This window comes from Pseudomonas sp. SDO5215_S409 (assembly GCF_054071325.1).
In genome coordinates this window covers 22185-39822 of sequence record NZ_JBSVWN010000001.1, presented here as the reverse complement: position 1 = coordinate 39822, position 17638 = coordinate 22185, and the positions used below count along the sequence as shown (strand labels likewise).

At 64.0% G+C, this 17638-nt stretch carries 9 protein-coding genes; 5 read left to right on the top strand and 4 right to left on the bottom strand.

Annotation, left to right across the window (positions count from 1 at the left end; all coding sequences use genetic code 11):
* Window positions 1–7: 7 nt before the first annotated feature.
* The 4 genes from ACW9H9_RS00080 to ACW9H9_RS00065 form a co-directional block, all read right to left on the bottom strand.
* Window positions 8–3049 (bottom strand): non-ribosomal peptide synthetase, encoded by a 3042-nt coding sequence (locus tag ACW9H9_RS00080; protein WP_457341079.1) that lies wholly within the window; start codon window positions 3047–3049, stop codon window positions 8–10.
* Between the two features lie 76 nt (window positions 3050–3125).
* Complete coding sequence (locus ACW9H9_RS00075) at window positions 3126–4169, bottom strand: TauD/TfdA family dioxygenase (protein WP_457341080.1); 1044 nt, start codon at window positions 4167–4169, stop codon at window positions 3126–3128.
* A gap of 17 nt (window positions 4170–4186) precedes the next feature.
* Window positions 4187–7558: a condensation domain-containing protein gene (locus tag ACW9H9_RS00070; RefSeq protein ID WP_457341081.1), complete on the bottom strand. Its 3372-nt coding sequence runs from the start codon at window positions 7556–7558 to the stop codon at window positions 4187–4189.
* Between the two features lie 8 nt (window positions 7559–7566).
* The gene (locus ACW9H9_RS00065; protein ID WP_457341082.1) at window positions 7567–8544 is read right to left on the bottom strand and encodes a TauD/TfdA family dioxygenase; all 978 of its coding nucleotides are present in this window, start codon (window positions 8542–8544) and stop codon (window positions 7567–7569) included.
* A gap of 258 nt (window positions 8545–8802) precedes the next feature.
* Here ACW9H9_RS00065 and ACW9H9_RS00060 point away from each other — a divergent pair, with 258 nt between their 5' ends.
* The 5 genes from ACW9H9_RS00060 (at window position 8803) to ACW9H9_RS00040 (ending at window position 17609) form a co-directional block, all read left to right on the top strand.
* Window positions 8803–10863 carry a TonB-dependent receptor gene (locus tag ACW9H9_RS00060; RefSeq protein ID WP_457341083.1) on the top strand — a complete coding sequence of 687 codons (2061 nt, stop codon included), beginning with the start codon at window positions 8803–8805 and terminating at the stop codon, window positions 10861–10863.
* 117 nt (window positions 10864–10980) lie between these two features.
* A complete protein-coding gene (locus ACW9H9_RS00055) occupies window positions 10981–12396 on the top strand; it encodes a diaminobutyrate--2-oxoglutarate transaminase (protein WP_457341084.1) in 1416 nt (471 codons plus the stop codon).
* Window positions 12397–12451: 55 nt separating this feature from the next.
* Window positions 12452–13606, top strand: coding sequence for an efflux RND transporter periplasmic adaptor subunit (locus ACW9H9_RS00050; protein ID WP_457341085.1), 1155 nt, complete (start codon window positions 12452–12454; stop codon window positions 13604–13606).
* A gap of 1 nt (window position 13607) precedes the next feature.
* Window positions 13608–16709, top strand: a complete 3102-nt coding sequence (locus ACW9H9_RS00045) for a multidrug efflux RND transporter permease subunit (protein ID WP_457341086.1) — start codon at window positions 13608–13610, stop codon at window positions 16707–16709.
* 318 nt (window positions 16710–17027) lie between these two features.
* Complete coding sequence (locus ACW9H9_RS00040) at window positions 17028–17609, top strand: anthranilate synthase component II (protein WP_457341087.1); 582 nt, start codon at window positions 17028–17030, stop codon at window positions 17607–17609.
* The last annotated feature ends 29 nt before the right edge of the window (window positions 17610–17638 follow it).

The following is a 17638-nucleotide window of genomic DNA, read 5'->3' as shown; positions in this document are numbered from 1 at the left end:
AAGGTGATTACAGATCGGCGTCGTTCAGTTCGGCCATCAGGGCCTGCAATTCGTCATCGGACAGGCCCGAGGCACTGAACGCGGCGCTCTGGGCCTGCGGCTCGCTGTGGGCGACGCTCAATGGCTGGGCGACTTCGGCCATGGCGGCGATGGTCTGGTGCTCGAACACCTGCTTGGCCGACAGGGCGATGCCTTGCTCGTGGGCCTGGGCCACCACTTGCAGGCTCAGGATCGAGTCGCCGCCAATTGCAAAGAAGTTGTCGGTGACGCTCACGCCCGCCACTTTCAACACCTTGGAAACGATGCTGTGCAGGGTGGTTTCCATCGCGTTGCGCGGGCCTACGTGGGTGCTTTGGTCGAACTGGTCGGGGTCGGGCAACTGGCGGGTGTCGAGTTTGCCGTTGGGGGTGCGCGGGAAGGCGGGCAGGGTGAGCACGCGCGCGGGCACCATATAAGACGGCAACCGTTCGCCCAGGTAGCGCTTGAGCGCTTCGGAGTCGGGCGCATAGCCGTGGGCGGCGAGGATGTAGGCCAACAGGCGCTTGCCCGCGGGCTGCTCCTGCACGATCACCGCCGCTTCGCGCACATCGCTGTGGCTGCACAGCTGGCGTTCGATTTCGCCCAGTTCGATACGGTAGCCGCGCACCTTTACCTGATGGTCCTTGCGCCCCAGGAACGCCAGTCGCCCGTCGGCCAGCCAGCAGGCCAGGTCGCCCGTGCGGTAGGCGCGGGTGCCGTCCGCCAGGGTGACAAACGCCTTGGCGGTTTCCTCGGGCTTGTTGCGATACCCCCGGGCCAGTGTCGGGCCCGCCAATACGATTTCACCCGGCTCGCCGATGCCGCTGGCGGCGTCGTGTTCGTTCAGCACCCGCAGGTCCATACCGGCAATCGGGCGGCCGATGGTCAGCGCTCGGCGGGGGCTCAGCACATCATAGGTGGCCCATACGGTGGCTTCGGTGGGGCCGTACTCGTTGACCAGCAGGGCCTGGGGCAAGGCGTTGCTGTGCTGGGCGATCAATGACGGCGGGCAGGCTTCACCGGCCACGATCCAGCAATGCAGGCTGTCGGCGGCCTGCAGTTGATCCAGCAAGGCCTGATACAGCGACGGCAGCGACAAGCCATGACTGACGCGGTGCTGGCCGATCAAGTGCGCCAGGCGCGGCATGTCCAGTTCTTCCCCGGGCGCAGGCAGCACCAGGCACCCGCCCTGGGCCAGGGTCCAGAAGATCCCCGCCACCGAGCTGTCGAAGGCAAACGAGGACAGCAGCAGGTACGCCTGCACGGGCGCCTCATACGCAGCCATGCGCACCTGGGTGGAAAAACTCAAGGCGCCGTGGCTGATTTCCACGGCCTTGGGCGCGCCCGTGGAGCCGGAGGTGTAAATCAGGTAGGCCAGGTCGTCGGCCTGGGGCAGCACCAAGGCGGGCAAGTCGCCAGGCGCCGGGGTGTGCAGGTCGTCCAGCACGAAGCGTTGCAGGCTGGCAGGCACGCTGTCGGCCAGCTCGGCACTGACCACGATATGCCCGATGGCGCTGTCGGTGAGCATGTAGTCGCGCCGGTCCTGCGGGTAGGTCGGGTCGACCGGCACGTACGCGCCACCGGCCTTTAGCACCGCAAGCATGGCGACGACCGCAGCGTTGCTGCGAGGGAACAGAATGCCCACCGGCACATTAGGGCCAATACCGTTCGCGACCAATTGGTGGGCCAATTGCGTCGAGCGAGCGTCCAGCTGGGCGTAGCTCAGTTGGCCCTGGGCGTCAGTGAGGGCAACGGCCATAGGTTGGCGCTGCACCTGGCGGGCGATCAGTTCGACCAACGTAACGGGCTCGATCGCAGGGAGTGTCGCGTGTGCATCGATGATCCGCGCTTGCACCGGCCCGCTCAGGGGCAAATGGGCCCAGGCCTTCTGCGGCTCTGCAAGGGCGGCCTGCAACAGCTGCGCCCATTGCTCGGCCAGACAGGCGGCCGCGTCGTGGCTCAAGGCGTTGCGGTCATAAATAAGCTGCGCGTGCAGTTGGTTCGGTAACTGGCGGATGTGCAGGCAAGCCTTGGCCGGGGCCGTGACTGCGCTGGCGTCATGCACCTGCGCATCGCCTGCGCGCCAGGCAAAGGCGTAGCCGTGGTGGCCGTCGTGGGTGTAATAGTCCTGCCAGCCGCTGGCGTGCTTGATCTGCGCGCTCACTTGCAGGCTTTGTTCCTGCAAGGTGGCCTGGGCTTGCAGGTCGATCGTCACGGGCAGGCACTGCTCGAACGCGCCCAGCGCGCTGTCCAGTTCCGCGCCACGGCTTTCATGCACCAGGGTCAGCGGGACATGTTGCTGGCCAGACAAGCGCCCCAGCACCACGGCCCAGGCAGCCAGCATCAGGTCGGCGCCGAGTGCAGCGTGGTGCGGCACGTTCACGTCCAAACGTTCGGGGGCAAACCCGCCGGCGCGTGGGGTTTCCAGCGCCAACTGCACGCTGTGCGCCTGGCCGTCCGGTGACGGCTTCCAGAACGTCACGCCCGGGTGGTCGGGCGCGTCTTCGGCCAGGCTCCAGCGCCATTCGGCGTAATCGGCGTATTGCAGAGGGTCCGGCACGTCCGACGGCCCAGGCTGCAGCAGGGCAATCGCCAGCAACTTGAGGCTGGCAAGGTCGAAATGGGTGCTGGCCGCGGCCAGGTGCAACAGCGCGTGGGTGTCGGACAGCTGCACCCGCGTGATCGACAGCGGCTGGCTCCAGTCCCGCTGCGGCGCAGCCAGACGCGTGAGCGCCGCTTGCTGCTGGGCCGGGCTGAATGCGCGCAGGTCTTCAGTGGCCACCGTCAGCGTGCTGTTGTCGTCAATCACCTGGACCGGATGGCGCAAGCCCGGCACCGGCGTGAGGCGGGTGCGCAGGATCTCGTTGGCGCAGGCCAAGGCCAGCAGGCGGCGGTTGAGGGTGTCGATGCCCACCGGCTCGACCAGGGTCCATTGCAAATGGCAACTGAACGGGTGTTCGGTGACGCCGTTGAGGTGGGGGTACAGGGCGGCTTGTTGCGGTGAGATACGAAAGCCTTGAAGTCCGTTCATGTTCAACTCAACTGCAAAATGGGGTTGATCGAAGGCGGCGGGGCAGCCTTGGGAAAAGCGCGGTGGGGGTGACCGGTCAGACGGCCACCTCGCTCGACAGCAGCGCCTCGGCCATGCCGGTCATGATTGCGCGGGGGCCGGTAAAGGGCTCGCGCCCGTGCACCGCCAGCATGTTGTCGATAAACAGCACGTCGCCCTGTTGCCAACTGAAGCGCACCAGTGAGTCGAGGTAGGCGGCGCGCAGCGATTCCAGCACAGAGGGCTCGATGGGTTCACCGTCGCCATAAAAGGTGTTGGTGGGCAGGTCCAGGTCAGCGAAGTTGCCTTGCAGCGAATCACGGATGGCCGGGGGCAGGGTGCTGATGTGAAAGAAGGTCGCGTGGTTGAACCAGACTTCTTCGCCGGTGCGCGGGTGGCGCACCACCGCGGGCCCGCGTTGACGGGTGCGCAGGCGGTTGTGCTCTTTCCACTCCACCTCGATGCCGACACTGGCGCAGTACGCCTCCACCTCGCCACGGTCCGAGGACTGGAACACGCTCTGCCAGGGCAGGCCGAAACCGTCACCGTAGTTGCGCACATACAGCACGCCTTTTTCACGAAAGCGCGCTTCGACCTGCGGGCTGATCCGGGCCTTTACGGCGCGGGTCGAGCCTATGGGTGTTTCGCCGCCGGTTTGCGAAGGCTGCTGGCAATAAAAGAACAGCCGCAACGGAAAACGCGGCGAATAGGAATGTTCGTTGTGCGGGAAAATCATCTGGTCGGCCGGGTAGTCGGTCGAGGTATAGATGTTGCCGCCCACCCGGGTGCGTGGCGAGGCGCGGAACATGTATTCCAGGGCACCGGGGGACAGCGCGGCGATGACCTGGTCGAACTGCTCCACCGAGGCCACGCCAAACCCGCGAAACAACAGGGCGCCGTGCTGCAGCAGTTTTTGTTCGAGGGCTTCGCGCTCGGCGGTCGCCCAGGCCACCAGGTCGACACCGCTGACGGCGGGCTCGATCACCAGCGGCAACGCGTGATCGGGGCTGAGCAGGCGTTCGCTGACCAGTTGCTGCGCAACGTTCAGGGCTTTGCGGCGCACGCTGCCAAGGGCGCGTGGTGCAGAGGGCACGTCTGACATACGGGCATCCACCTCTATCAAAGGGTCAGTGAGCGACGTTTGGTTTGCAGCAACTGGCTGCGACCGGCCAGGGCTTGGGACTGCTGGCGTTCACGCTGGAACCCCTGGTCCCAGTCATCGAGGCGCTGGGCCAGGGATGGCAACGGTTCGTCCAGCAGCGCGCGGGACTCGTCCAGTAAACGGGTCCACAGGTATTGAAGGCGCAGGGCGCGGTCCTGATCGAAGTATTCGCCGCGGTATTTGAGCGTGGCCTCGATACCACTGGCGGCGTGCACCAGGTCCAGCACCAGGTGGAAATCCCCCGGTGCTTGCGCCACTTCCATGGCGACCAGTTGCGCGCCCGCAATCGCCGTGGGTGCAACCCGCGACGGCTGATAGTTGAGCTTGACCTGAAACAGCGGCGCATGGCCGGGGCGGCGCTGCGGCGAGAGGGCGGCGACCACCAGGTCGAACGGCAGGTCCTGGTGGGCATATGCCAGAAGCGCCTCGTCGCGCACCTGCCCGAAAAAGCCCGCCAGCGTCTGCTCACCGTGCACGTTGCAGCGCAGGGTGAGTTGGTTGACGAAAAAGCCGATCACCTCGTTGTGCGCCGCCAGTGGGCGACCGCTGACATCCGTGCCGAGCAAAAACTGTTGCTGGCCGCCCAATTGTTTGAGCACCAATTGGTAGCTGGCCAGCAACAGCATGAACAGGGTCATGCCCTGTTCGCGGGCCAGCTGGGCCAACGGTTCACAGGCTGCCTGGGGCCGCAGGAAGGTCAGGCTGTGTTCGGCCTGGGTGGCGCCGCTGCCGCCCAGCGCCAGAGTGTGCGGGACGTCGGCCAGGTGTTCGCGCCAGAACGCCTGCTGCGCACTGATGCGCGCAGGTGTCCAGTGCGCGTGTTCCCAGCGGGCAAAGTCGAGGTATTGCGCGACGGGTTCAGCGGTGTGCTCGGTGGCCAGGTCGGCCAGCAGCAACTGCGCAGAGCGCCCGTCAAAGGCGATGTGGTGCAGGGTCAGCAGCAGGTCGTGCCTGTCATCGGTGTGGCTGATCAGGTGAGCACGCAGTGCCGGGCCTTGGGCGAGGTCGAGCGGGGTCGCGTGTTCCTGGGCCAGGCAGTCCTGCACATGAGCGTGCCGGGTAAGCGGCACGCTGGCGTCTGCAAGCACTCGTTGTTGCGGGCCGTCGACGCCGTCCTGGTACACCGTGCGCAGCACGCTGTGGCGGCGGACTAGCGCGTTCAACTGGCGCGCCAGCGCATCAGCGTCCAGCGGGCCTTGCAGGGTGAGGTGCAGCACCAGGTTGTGCGTGGTGGCCTGGGGGTCGAGTTGATGCAGGAACCACAAGCGGCGTTGGGCGTAGGACTGGCGCGCATCGGCACCGTCGACGCTAGCGGCCGGGGTCGGGGCGGTTTGCGCGGCGTCCTCAAGAAACCGTTGCAGGGCCTGCGCCCACTCGCCCAACGTTTGGGCGCTGAACAGCCTGTGGGTGTCGACCTGCCAACCGAGGTCACGCTGCAGGCGCGCGGCAAAATCAGCGAGGCCGATGGAGTCCAGCCCCAAGCCGAGCAGGCTGCGCTCAGGTTGAGGCACCAGGTACGGATTGACCTCGCGCAACAGCTGTTCAAGTGCCGCTTGCGCCAAGTGCGGTTGGTGTTTGAGTTGCGTCAGGTCAACCGCGTTGGCCACCGCGACCACCGGCCCGGCGCTCTGGGCAATCACGCTCAGCGTACCGGCCACCCATTGCTGGCGTGCGCCTTGGCGGGCGATTTTGCCGCTGGTGGTCATGGGGATGGTGCCGGCTTCCACCAGCACGATGTGGTCGATGCCGCAGTCGGCCGCTTCACGCACCGCGTTTTGCATCGAGGCAAACAACGCCGGGTGGTGCGCCGGGTCGACGAATTTGCGCTGGGGCTCGGCGACGATCACCAGTTTCTCGCGGCCCAGCAGCGGGTCCATCAACGAAAACGCGGCGATACGCCCGGTGCGGATGCCCGGTTCGCTGTCGGTGATCGCAAATTCGATGTCGTGGGGGTACAGGTTGCGGCCATTGAGGATCAGCAAGTCTTTGAGGCGACCGCAGATCACCACCTGGCCTTGGTGCATGAAGCCAAGGTCGCCGGAACGCAGATAATGCCCAGGCTCCCCGACGATCTGCGCCTGGAAGGCAGTGCGGCTGGCGTCGGGGTTTTGCCAGTAGGCCTCGGCGTTGCTCGGGCCCTGCAACCAGACTTCACCGATGCGATCGGCAGCGCAGCGCTCATGGGTGTCGGGGTTGGCGATCGCGATGTGGTGCAACGCCTGCGGATAACCACAGGCGACAAACTCCACGGCCGGCGCCTCGGCCACGGCCAGCGCCACGCGGCCGGTTTCCAGCACGGCTTTGTTCAGGCGCAACACCACCGGCAAGGCGTCGGCCGGTGTGGCGCTGACGCACAGAGTGGCCTCGGCCTGGCCATAACCTGGGCTGATGGCCAACGGGTTGAGACCACAGGGTGCAAAGCGCTGGGCAAAAGCCTCGAGGGTACCCGGGTGGATCGGCTCGGCGCCGTTGATTGCGTGCTGCCAACTGCTCAGGTCGAGCTGGGCGATCAGGCTGTCGCTGACCACCCGGTTGCACAGGGCATAGGCAAAGTTGGGGGCAAAGCTGGCGGTGGCGCGGTAGCGGCTGATCGCCTGGAGCCAGGTGGACGGCGCATTGACGAACGTCTGCGAGGCCATCAGGTAGCAGGGCATGCCGCTGTAAAGCGGGGCGAGCATGCCGCCAATCAGGCCCATGTCGTGGTACAGCGGCAGCCAGTTGACCATCGCGCCGTGCTCGTCGAACCCGTAGGCCTGGCGCATCAGCTCGACGTTGGCAATCAGGTTGCGCTGGCGGACTTCCACCCCCTTGGGGGTGCCGGTGGACCCGGAGGTGTACTGCAAAAAGGCTACGGTGGCGCCCTCCACAGCAGGCCGTTGCCATTGGCTGGCAGGCGGTTGGCCGAGGTCGTTGACGGTGCAGACGTGCACTTGGTTATCCACCAGTTCAAGCAAGCCTTGGCAATGCTCCGCCGGGGCAAGGATCAGCGCTGGCTGCGCATCGGCCACCACGTTGCGCACCCGGTCAAGGTGACGTGGCTTGCGTGAGGGCGGCGGGAACAAGGGCACGGCGATCAGCCCTGCATATAAGCAGGCGCAAAAGGCACGGGCATAGTCGAGGCTGCTGGGCAGCATCAACAGCACCCGGTCGCCGGCCGAGTAGCGGGCTTGCAAGGCGGCCGCCAGCGAGCGCGATTGTTCGTGCAATTGGCCGAAGGTGAGGCTTTCGCCGATCTCGACGCCGTCCGACAAAAAATGCAAGGCGGCACGCTGCGGGAAGTGCAGGGCGTTAGCCTCCAGCACTTCGGTCCAGTGGTTGAATGCAAACATGGTGGGGGTTACGCCATGGCAACGATGACTTTTCGGTCACCCGTGTAAGGATTGCGCCCGTGGGCGACCAGTCGATTGTCGAGCATCAGAATGTCGCCCGCTTCCCAGGGGAAGCTGACGGTGGTCTGGCGATAAACCTCGCGCACCGTCTCAAGCATGGCGTCGGGAATGGCCGAGCCATCGCCAAAATAGACGTGACGCGGCAGGTTCTCTTCGCCCACCGCGGCCAACAGGCTGGCACGCACGGCAGGTTCGATGGCCGACACATGAAACAGGTGAGCCTGGTTGAACCACACCCATTCGAGGGTTTCGGGGTGCTGCAGCACTGCCGCGCAACGTTGACGGGTGCGCAGGTCGCCGTCGGCTTTCCATTCCCACTCGATGCCGTTGTCCCGGCAATAGCGCTCTACCTGGGCGCGGTCTTCGGTGTTGAAGACTTTTTGCCACGGCAGGTCCAGCGCGCCGCTGTAGTTACGCACGTACAACAGCTCGCGCTGGGCGAACAGCTCGCGAATCGCCTCCGGCATGCGCTGGTAGATCAGGCGGCTGTCGGCAATCGGCGTTTCGCCGCCGGTTTCACTGGCCTTGATGCAGTGGAACCAGATGCGCGACGGCCAGGGCCGGGTGTAGGCCTGTTCGTTGTGCAGCGGGATAAATTGATGGGCCGGGTATTCGGTGGAGCTGTAGACCCCGGCGAACACTTTGCTGCGTGGCGTGGAGCCAAATTCGTAGCTGGCCAGGGGCAAGCCAAAACTGGCGGCAAAGCGTTTAAAGTCGATGGGGGTGGGCACGTTGAAGCCTCGAAACAGCACACCACCGACGGTGTTCAAGGTTTCGACGAGGCTGTCCCTGATAAGGGGGTCAAGCGCATGAATCGATTGCCCGGGTTGGGCATATACCGTTCTTGGCAACTGCGCTGAAGGGTGGGGTTCACCCGCAATGGAAAAAGACTCGGAACGTCCGTTCGGGTGTTCGATTGAGGTCATCCTTTGCACATCCTGTTTGTGTTTTTAGGCGCGTGGACACCGTGACAGCAGGCCGTGAAAGCAGGGCAGTGGCCTTCAATAAACATGTAACCAAAAATGTGTTCAACTCGTTACGCCGGACATACTAGGTGTGAATGAGAGGGATTATCAATAGTATTTCTTTAATAATTTTTTTGGATTAGACTCCGCCCCGCTGGGCTCAAAACAGCATTTTGCCAACTGATAAAATTACAAATATCTGTGGTAGGGGAGCGGGGCGTGAATTTCAAAAAGAATACACTTGCGTTGGCCATCGGGTCGGCGATGTGCCTGGTGAACACGGCTTGGGCCGACGATCAACCGACCAAAATGGAGATTGCACCCATTACGGTCACGGGCGAAAAAATCAATCGCACCCTGGAGCAAACCCAGTCCAGTGTCGCGGTGAGCACCGAACAACAACTGCGCGAAAAAGCCGATCACAGCCTGATCGACGTGTTCGCTCGCACCCCTGGCGTGTACAACCAGGCGGGCAACGAAAACTGGGGTATTCGCGGCGTGCCGGTGTCCGGTTTCGATGACCAGGGCCCGGCCACTTTGAACGGCGCCGTGTCGGTGTATGTAGACGGCGCCCAGCAACCGAACCGCGCGCTGACATTGAGCCCCATCGGCCTTTGGGACGCCGAACAGGTCGAGGTGTTCCTGGGCCCGCAGTCCACCACCCAAGGCCGCAACTCGCTGGCCGGCGCCGTGGTTATCCAGACCAAGAACCCGACCTTCGACCCGTCCTTCTCCGCGCAGACCAACATCGGCAACTACGGTGAGCACGGTGTGGCCGTGGCCGGCGGTGGCTCGATCGTCGACGACAAGATCGCCGGCCGTATCGCCATCGACACCCAGGACGGTGACGGTTACATCCGCAACACCACCAACCACGACGACGCCAACCCGCACCGCACCAGCAACTACCGCGGCAAATTGCTGATCCTGCCCAATGACGACACCGATGTGCTGCTGACCTATGCGCACAACGAACACCGCCAGGGCGACAACTCGATCACGCGTATCGGCGACAAGGTCGGCTTTTACAAGGTGGCTTCCAACACCCAGGCCTTCGATAACCTCAAGCAAGACACCCTGAGCGCGAAGATCGACTACCGCCTCAACGATGCCTGGACCCTGACCAGCCTCACGGCCAACACCCACTCCGACTACTCGGCCCGCAAGGACTTCGACCAGACCGCCGAGGTCAACAACGTGATCCTGCGGACCCAGAGCGGCGACATGTTCAGCCAGGAGCTGCGCCTGGGTTACCAGTCCGACACCATCCGCAGCTTCATCGGCACCTATTACGGGCGCACCACCAACAGCTTCCACGACCAGCTGTTGTTCAATGACAAACTGCGCGGTGCGGCCAAGGGCGACGTGACCATCGACAACGCAGCGCTGTTCGGTGAAGTGAACTGGACGTTCGCCCCGGACTGGACCCTGATCACCGGCCTGCGCTACGACTACGAAACCAACGACACCGACATCACCCGCGATGACTTCTCAAGCCCGGGCAAGGTCAAGAAGACGTTCAACGCCTTCCTGCCCAAAGTCGGCGTGGACTACCAGTTCATGCCCGACCAGTACCTGGGCTTCATGGTGCAGAAAGGCTACCGGGGCGGCGGTGTGAACGTGCGGGCCGGTGGCGGTCACCTGCCTTACGACCCGGAATACACCACCAACTACGAGCTGTCCTACCGCGGTTCGTTCCTGGACAAGACCCTGCGCGCCCGTGCCAACCTGTACTACACCGACTGGAAAGACCAGCAGGTCAGCGTGCTCGACCCGTCGGGTGATTTCTTCCTGGTCTACAACGCCGGTCGCAGCGACATCAAGGGCCTGGAAGTGACCGTCGAAAAAGACTTCGGCGAGCAGCTGACCCTCAGCGTCGGCGGCGCCGTGACCGACAGCAAGTACAAGGACTTCAACACCGGCGACGGCCTGGACCGCAGCGGCCAGCCGTTCCTCTATTCGCCCAAATACAAGCTGTCGGTGGGTGGTACGTACCGCTGGAACGACCGGTTGACCTTCAACACGGACGTCACCTACCAGAGCACTGCGCCGTCGGAGTTCGAATTCGATGACAACGGCAAGGTGGACAAGGTGCGCCGCAGCGACAACTACGTGCTGACCAACTTCAGCACCGAGTACAAGGTCACCAAAAACGTCGCGGTGTCGGGCTACGTGAAAAACGCCTTCGACAAGCAATACATCACCAACAACCGCAGTGGCGACATCATCGATGTGGGCGCGCCCCGCACCTTTGGCCTGGTTCTGCGTTACGACATGTAAACCGGCAGGCGCGCAGAGGCCCTCTCTGCGCGCCCGGTTTCAAGGCTGTCACAGCCTGAAGCACTCGCGTTCAGGCCGTTCTGTTTGCTCCCAAACCCAGCCTCCATGGAGGACATCATGAGTGCCTTTTCGACTGCCACGACGGGTGGTGCGCCACAGCTACGCCTGTTGCACACCGGGCTTCACACACCGTACTGCCTTGACCCCACGCCGATGCTCGAGCGTCAGCAACAGCAAGAGTCCAATGCCCGCAGTTACCCACGACGCATCCCGCTGGTGCTCGAACGGGCCCATGGCATTTACGTACAGGACAGTCGCGGCCAAGTGTTCGTCGACTGCCTCGCGGGTGCCGGCACCCTGGCGCTGGGGCACAACCACCCGGTGATCATCGAGGCCATCACCCACGTGATGGCTGCTGGCGTGCCTATGCACACGCTGGACTTGATGACCCCGGTCAAGGACGCGTTCGTCCAGGAAATTTTCGGCTGCTTGCCGCCCGAATTCGCACGCAACGCACGCATCCAGTTTTGCGGCCCCAGCGGCGCTGATGCCGTGGAAGCTGCGCTCAAGTTGACGCGCACCGCCACCGGGCGCCACTCGGTGCTGGCCTTTGAAGGCGCCTACCACGGCATGACCCTGGGCACGCTGGCCATCAGCGGCAACCTGTCGCCCAAAAATGCCTTGGGCGCGCTGATGCCGGGCGTGCAGCGCCTGCCTTACCCGCATGATTACCGCTGCCCGTTCGGCGTGGCCGGTGAGCAAGGCGTCACGCTGAACGTGCGCTACCTGGAACACCTGCTCAATGACCCGGAAAGCGGCGTGACCCTGCCGGCCGCGATGATCCTGGAGCCGATCCAGGGGGAGGGCGGGGTGATCGCCGCGCCCGATCGCTGGTTGCAGGAACTGCGCAGGCTGACCAAGACCCATGGCATTGCACTGATCGTCGACGAAATTCAGTGCGGCATTGCCCGCAGTGGTCATATGTTCGGTTTTGAGCAGTCGGGCATCACGCCAGATGTCATCACCTTGTCCAAGGCCATTGGTGGCGGGCTGCCGTTGTCGGTGATGGTGTACAACGATTCGCTGGACGTCTGGCAGCCCGGCGCGCACGCCGGCACCTTCCGTGGCAACCAACTGGCCATGGCCGCCGGCACCGCGACGCTGCGCTTTATTCGCGAACAAGGGTTGATCGCCCACGCCCAAACGGCTGGCGCACACCTGCGCAAGCAGTTGCAGGCGCTGCAAAGCGAATTTGCCTGGGTGGGCGATGTGCGCGGGCGCGGCCTGATGCTGGGCATGGAAATCGTCGACCCACACGGCGCACTTGACGTGCAAGGCCACCCGCCTGTAGATACTGCACGGGCCAAGGCGTTCCAGCAGGCTTGCCTCAAGCATGGGCTGATCGTCGAGCTGGGCGGGCGCCATGGCGCGACTGTGCGGTTCCTGCCGCCCTTGATCATCACCCAGGAAGAAATCGACTTTGTGGCGCAGATACTCTTCGAGGCTGCCCGGTCGATCAACGCTCGCCCATGACGCCCGCGCCTGCCCCGGGAACGGGCAGGCAAGCTGTTCAGCGCAAGGACTCAACATGCTCAAGGCGTCACCGATGATCAAGGCCGGCGGGTTGCTGCTGGCGGCGCTTACCCTCGGCGGTTGCGATGCACCATCGCCAGCGGCTGAACACCCGGCGGTGGCGGTGCAGGTCCAGACCCTCACCGTGCAACCGCGCGCCTACGCGATGACCGCCGAGCTGCCTGGACGCATGGAGCCGGTGCGCGTGGCCGAGGTGCGGGCACGCGTTGCCGGTGTGGTACTGACCCGCCATTTTGAAGAAGGCAGCGACGTCAAGGCCGGGCAGTTGCTGTTCAGCATCGACCCGGCGCCGCTCAAAGCAGCCTTGAAACGGGTCGAAGGGGACGTGGCCAAGGCGCAGGCCGACATCTATCGCGCCACGGCTCACGTACAACGCTACAAGCAACTGGTGGAGATCAACGCGGTCAGCCCCCAGGTGTTTGACGACGCCGTGGCCGACCTCAAGCGAGCCAAGGCCGACCGCCTGGGCGCCGAAGCCGATCTGGCCACCGCCCGGCTCAACCTCGATTACGCTCAGGTGCGCGCGCCCATCAACGGGCGCATCGGGCGTGCCCTGGTCACCGAAGGGGCGCTGGTGGGCCAGGGTGAGGCCACGCCCATGGCCCGCATCCAGCAATTGGACCCGATTTACGCCGACTTCACCCAACCTGCCGAACAAGTCGTGGCCCTGCGCCAAGCCTTGGCCAACGGCCGCCTGACCCTTACCCCAGAGGGGGCTGCGCAAGTCTCGGTACAGGTGGGCAGCCCCGCGCAAACCCGCGTTGGCAAGCTGCTGTTTTCCGATATTTCGGTAGACCGCAACACCGGCCAAGTCACCCTGCGCGGCGAGTTCCCCAACCCCGACAACCTGTTGCTGCCGGGCCTGTATGTACGCGTCCAGGCCCCGGCGGGAGTGGACCCGCAAGCCCTGTTCGTGCCCCAGCAAGCGGTGCAGCGCGCCAGCGATGGGCAGGCCAGGTTGATGGTGGTGGACGGGCACAACGTGCTGCATGAGCGGGTGGTCAGCACCGGCGCGATGATCGGCAGCGAATGGCAGATCACCCAAGGGCTCGCGGCGGGTGAGCAGGTGGTGGTGGAGCGGGCCGACAAGCTCACCGCTGGCAGCCAGGTCAGTGTCATCAGCCTGGCCACGCAACAGGCCGCGCACTGAGATGAGCGACTTTTTTATCGAGCGGCCGAACTTCGCCTGGGTGATCGCCCTGTTTATCGTGCTGCTGGGCGCCCTGACGCTGGGGCGCCTGCCGGTGAGCCAATACCCCGACGTGGCACCGCCGCAAGTCAGTGTCACGGCCAGCTACCCGGGCGCGTCGGCGCAGATCATCAACCAGAACATCACCAGCGTGCTGGAAGAAGAACTCAACGGGCTCAAGGACCTGCTGTACTACGAGTCCAACAGCGCCAACGGCAGTGCCGAAACCACCATCACCTTCAAGCCCGGCACAGACCCGGACCTGGCCCAGATCGACGTGCAAAACCGCTTGCAGCGCATTACCGGGCGGCTGCCCCAGGCAGTGATCGAGCAAGGCTTGAAAGTGGAGCAGGTGCGCGCCAACTTCCTGATGATCTACGCGTTGTCGTACACCGGCGACCAGCAGGACTCCATTGGCCTGGCCGATTACGCCGCACGCGGGGTCAACAACGAGATCCGCCGCGTGGCTGGCGTGGGGCGGGTGCAGATGTACACCGCCGAGCGGGCCATGCGTATCTGGGTCGATCCGGCCCGGCTGGTGGGCTACAACCTGTCCATGTCCGATGTGAGCCAGGCCATCGCCGCGCAAAACGTGCAGGTGCCGGCCGGCAGCATGGGCGAACGTCCGGGGCCCGCCGAGCAGCGCATTACCGCCACGGTGATGGTGCAGGGGCAACTGGAGTCCGTTGAGGCGTTTGGCAATATCGTGCTGCGCGCCAACGCCGACGGCGCGGCCGTGCGGCTGCGCGATGTGGCGCGTGTGGAACTGGGCCGCCAGGATTACCGCTTCGACGCCCGCCTCAACGGCAAGCCGACGGCGGCAATGTCGGTGCAACTGGCCCCGGGCGCCAATGCGCTGCAAACCGCAACCGCAGTGAAGCAGCGGCTCGATCAACTGTCCGGCACCTTGCCGCCCGGCATGACCCTGAGCGTGCCATACGACACCTCATATTTTGTCGACGTGGCGATCCGGCAAGTCGTCTACACCCTGATCGAAACCATGGCCCTGGTGTTTCTGGTGATGCTGCTGTTCCTGCAGAACCTGCGCTACACCTTGATTCCGGCGATCACCGTGCCGGTGTGCCTGCTGGGTACGGTGGCAGTGATGGGGCCGCTGGGGTTTTCGATCAACATGATGACGCTGTTCGGCATGGTCCTGGCCATCGGCATTCTGGTGGACGACTCGATTGTGGTGGTGGAGAACGTCGAGCGGTTGATCACCGAGGAAGGCCTGTCGCCCAAGGCCGCCACACGCAAGGCGATGCAGCAGATCAGCGGCGCCATCGTCGGCATCACCCTGGTGCTGGCCGCCGTGTTTCTGCCGCTGGCGTTCATGGGTGGCTCGGTGGGGGTGATCTACCAGCAGTTCTCCATGGCGTTGTCGGTATCGATCCTGTTTTCCGGGTTCCTGGCCCTGACGCTGACCCCGGCACTGTGCGCCACCTTGATCAAACCCCATGACCCTGCACAACACGGTCGGCAGGCTAGCGTTTTTAACCGCCATTTCAACGCCCTGGCCCAGCGCTATGAACGGCTCAGCGCCCGGCTGGTCCGCCACCATACCCGCAGCCTGTGGCTGTATGGGCTGTTGCTGGTGGTGCTGGCCTTGGCGTACTGGCGGTTGCCGTCCTCGTTCATGCCGACCGAAGACCAGGGCTACACCATCACCGATATTCAGTTGCCGCCGGCCGCTTCGGCCTCTCGCACCGACGTCACGGTGCAGGCGTGGGAGCAGTACGCACTGGCCCAACCGTCCACCGACCAGGTGCTGACCATCCTGGGCTTCAGTTTTTCCGGGGTAGGGGCCAATGCGGCGTTGTCGTTTGTCAGCCTCAAGGACTGGTCGCTGCGCGCCGCCGGGCAGGGCAGCGAGGCCATTGCCCGCCGCGCGACCGACGCGTTTGAGGTGGCCACCGAAGCCACCGTGTTCAGCACCGTGCCGCCGCCGGTCGACGGCCTGGGCACCTCCAGCGGGTTTGAGCTGCGTTTGCAAGACCTGACAGGGCAGGGCCGTGACGCCCTGCTGAACGCCCGCGCCCAACTGCTCAAGGCCGCCAAGGCCTCTGCGGCCATTGGGTCGCTGCGCGAAGACGGCCTGGCGGACTCGCCCCAGATCAACGTGAGCATCGACCGGGAAAAAGCCCAAGCCCTGGGCGTGAGCTTTGACGTGATCAGCTCGGCACTTTCGGCGGCGCTGGGCTCGGAGCAGATCAACGAATTCCCCAATCACGGGCGCATGCAACGCGTGATCGTCCAGGCCGAGGGTGCCAGCCGCCAAACGCCTGAGTCACTGCTGCGCCTGCAAGTGCCCAACCGCGAGGGCGGCCTGGTGCCGTTGGAAGCCTTCAGCCAGTTCCAGTGGCAAGTCGGGCCGCTGCAGTTGTTGCGGTACAACGGCTCCACCGCGCTGCGCTTCTCCGGCGAGGCCGCCCCCGGCTACAGCACCGGCCAGGCCATGCAAGCCCTGCAAACCATCGCTCGCCAACTGCCGGCCGGGTTCAACCTGGAGTGGGCCGGGCTCTCGCTTCAGGAACAACAGGCCAGCCACCAGGCGCCGTGGTTGGTGGGGTTGTCGTTGATCGTGGTGCTGCTGGTGCTGGTGGCGCTGTATGAAAGCTGGAGCATTCCCTTTGCGGTGCTGCTGATCGTGCCCGTGGGCATGCTTGGTTCCGTGGCGGCGGTCACGGTCATGGGAATGCCCAACGATGTGTACTTCAAGGTGGGGCTCATCACGATCATCGGGCTGGCGGCGAAAAACGCGATCCTCATCGTGGAATTCGCCAAGGCGCTGCACGCCAAGGGCCTTGGGCTCTGCGACGCTGCGGTGCAGGCAGCGCGGCTGCGCTTTCGGCCGATTGTCATGACGTCCATGGCATTTATCCTGGGAGTGGTGCCACTGACCATCGCAACCGGCGCAGGCGCCGCGAGCCAACGCGCGATTGGCACGGGAGTCATCGGCGGGATGCTGGCCGCGACGGTGCTGGGGGTGGTGTGGGTGCCGGTGTTTTTTGTGTGGATGAAGTCGGTGAGGCGAGCCACACACGATCAAGTCTCCCTGCCATAGCAGATCGTCGAACGGGCGCCGTACTCAGCGGGGAGATGACCTGCTGACGTGTCCCTGTTTTCCGGGTCAGCACATAAGCGGGGTTACGTACTTAAGTGAGTAGGTACGGTTGTCAGACAAATAACCCCGTGTTATATATTTCGCCACCGAATAATCCGTCCAACTAATAAAAATTATAAACACATTAGCCGTATGAAAATGCACCCCTTGCATTTCACCCAGCCACCTAATTAATTATCTGCCCTGGGGCATGAACACACCGTTCACCCCCGCCAACCCTTACTTATAACCGTGAACTCTTGCGTGGGCAGGTACGCCATGTGTCGGACGCTTATTGTCGATAACTTTGATTCGTTTACGTACAACATCTATCAGGCCATGGGCCAAGTCTGTGGTGAAGCCCCCACGGTTGTATTAAATACCACCGCCTTTGAACACATTGATTTCGATCGTTATGACTGTGTGATTGTTTCACCGGGCCCAGGGCACCCGGCACGGGCTGACGATGTGGGGGTGAGTGCGCAGGTGATTCGCCACAGCCCCCTCCCGGTGTTGGGGGTGTGCCTGGGGCATCAGTGCATGGCGCAGGTGCATGGCATGACGGTTTCCCGGGCGCCGGAGCCTATGCACGGGCGTGTCAGCGTGATCCGGCACAGCGGCAGCGGGGTGTTCAAGGGCTTGGCTGATGAGTTGTCGGTGGTGCGTTATCACTCGTTGCGGGTCGAGCAGCTCACCGGGCCGTTCAAGCTGACCGCTTGGGGCAGTGACGGCATGATCCACGGCATTGAGCACACGCAGCGGCCGTTACACGGCGTGCAGTTTCATCCGGAATCCATCAGTACCCAGGCGGGCGATCAATTGTTCCGCAACTTTCGGGATATAGCGATGGGCCACTGCTGAGCGGCCTCAACGCCCTGACTCATTCCCGT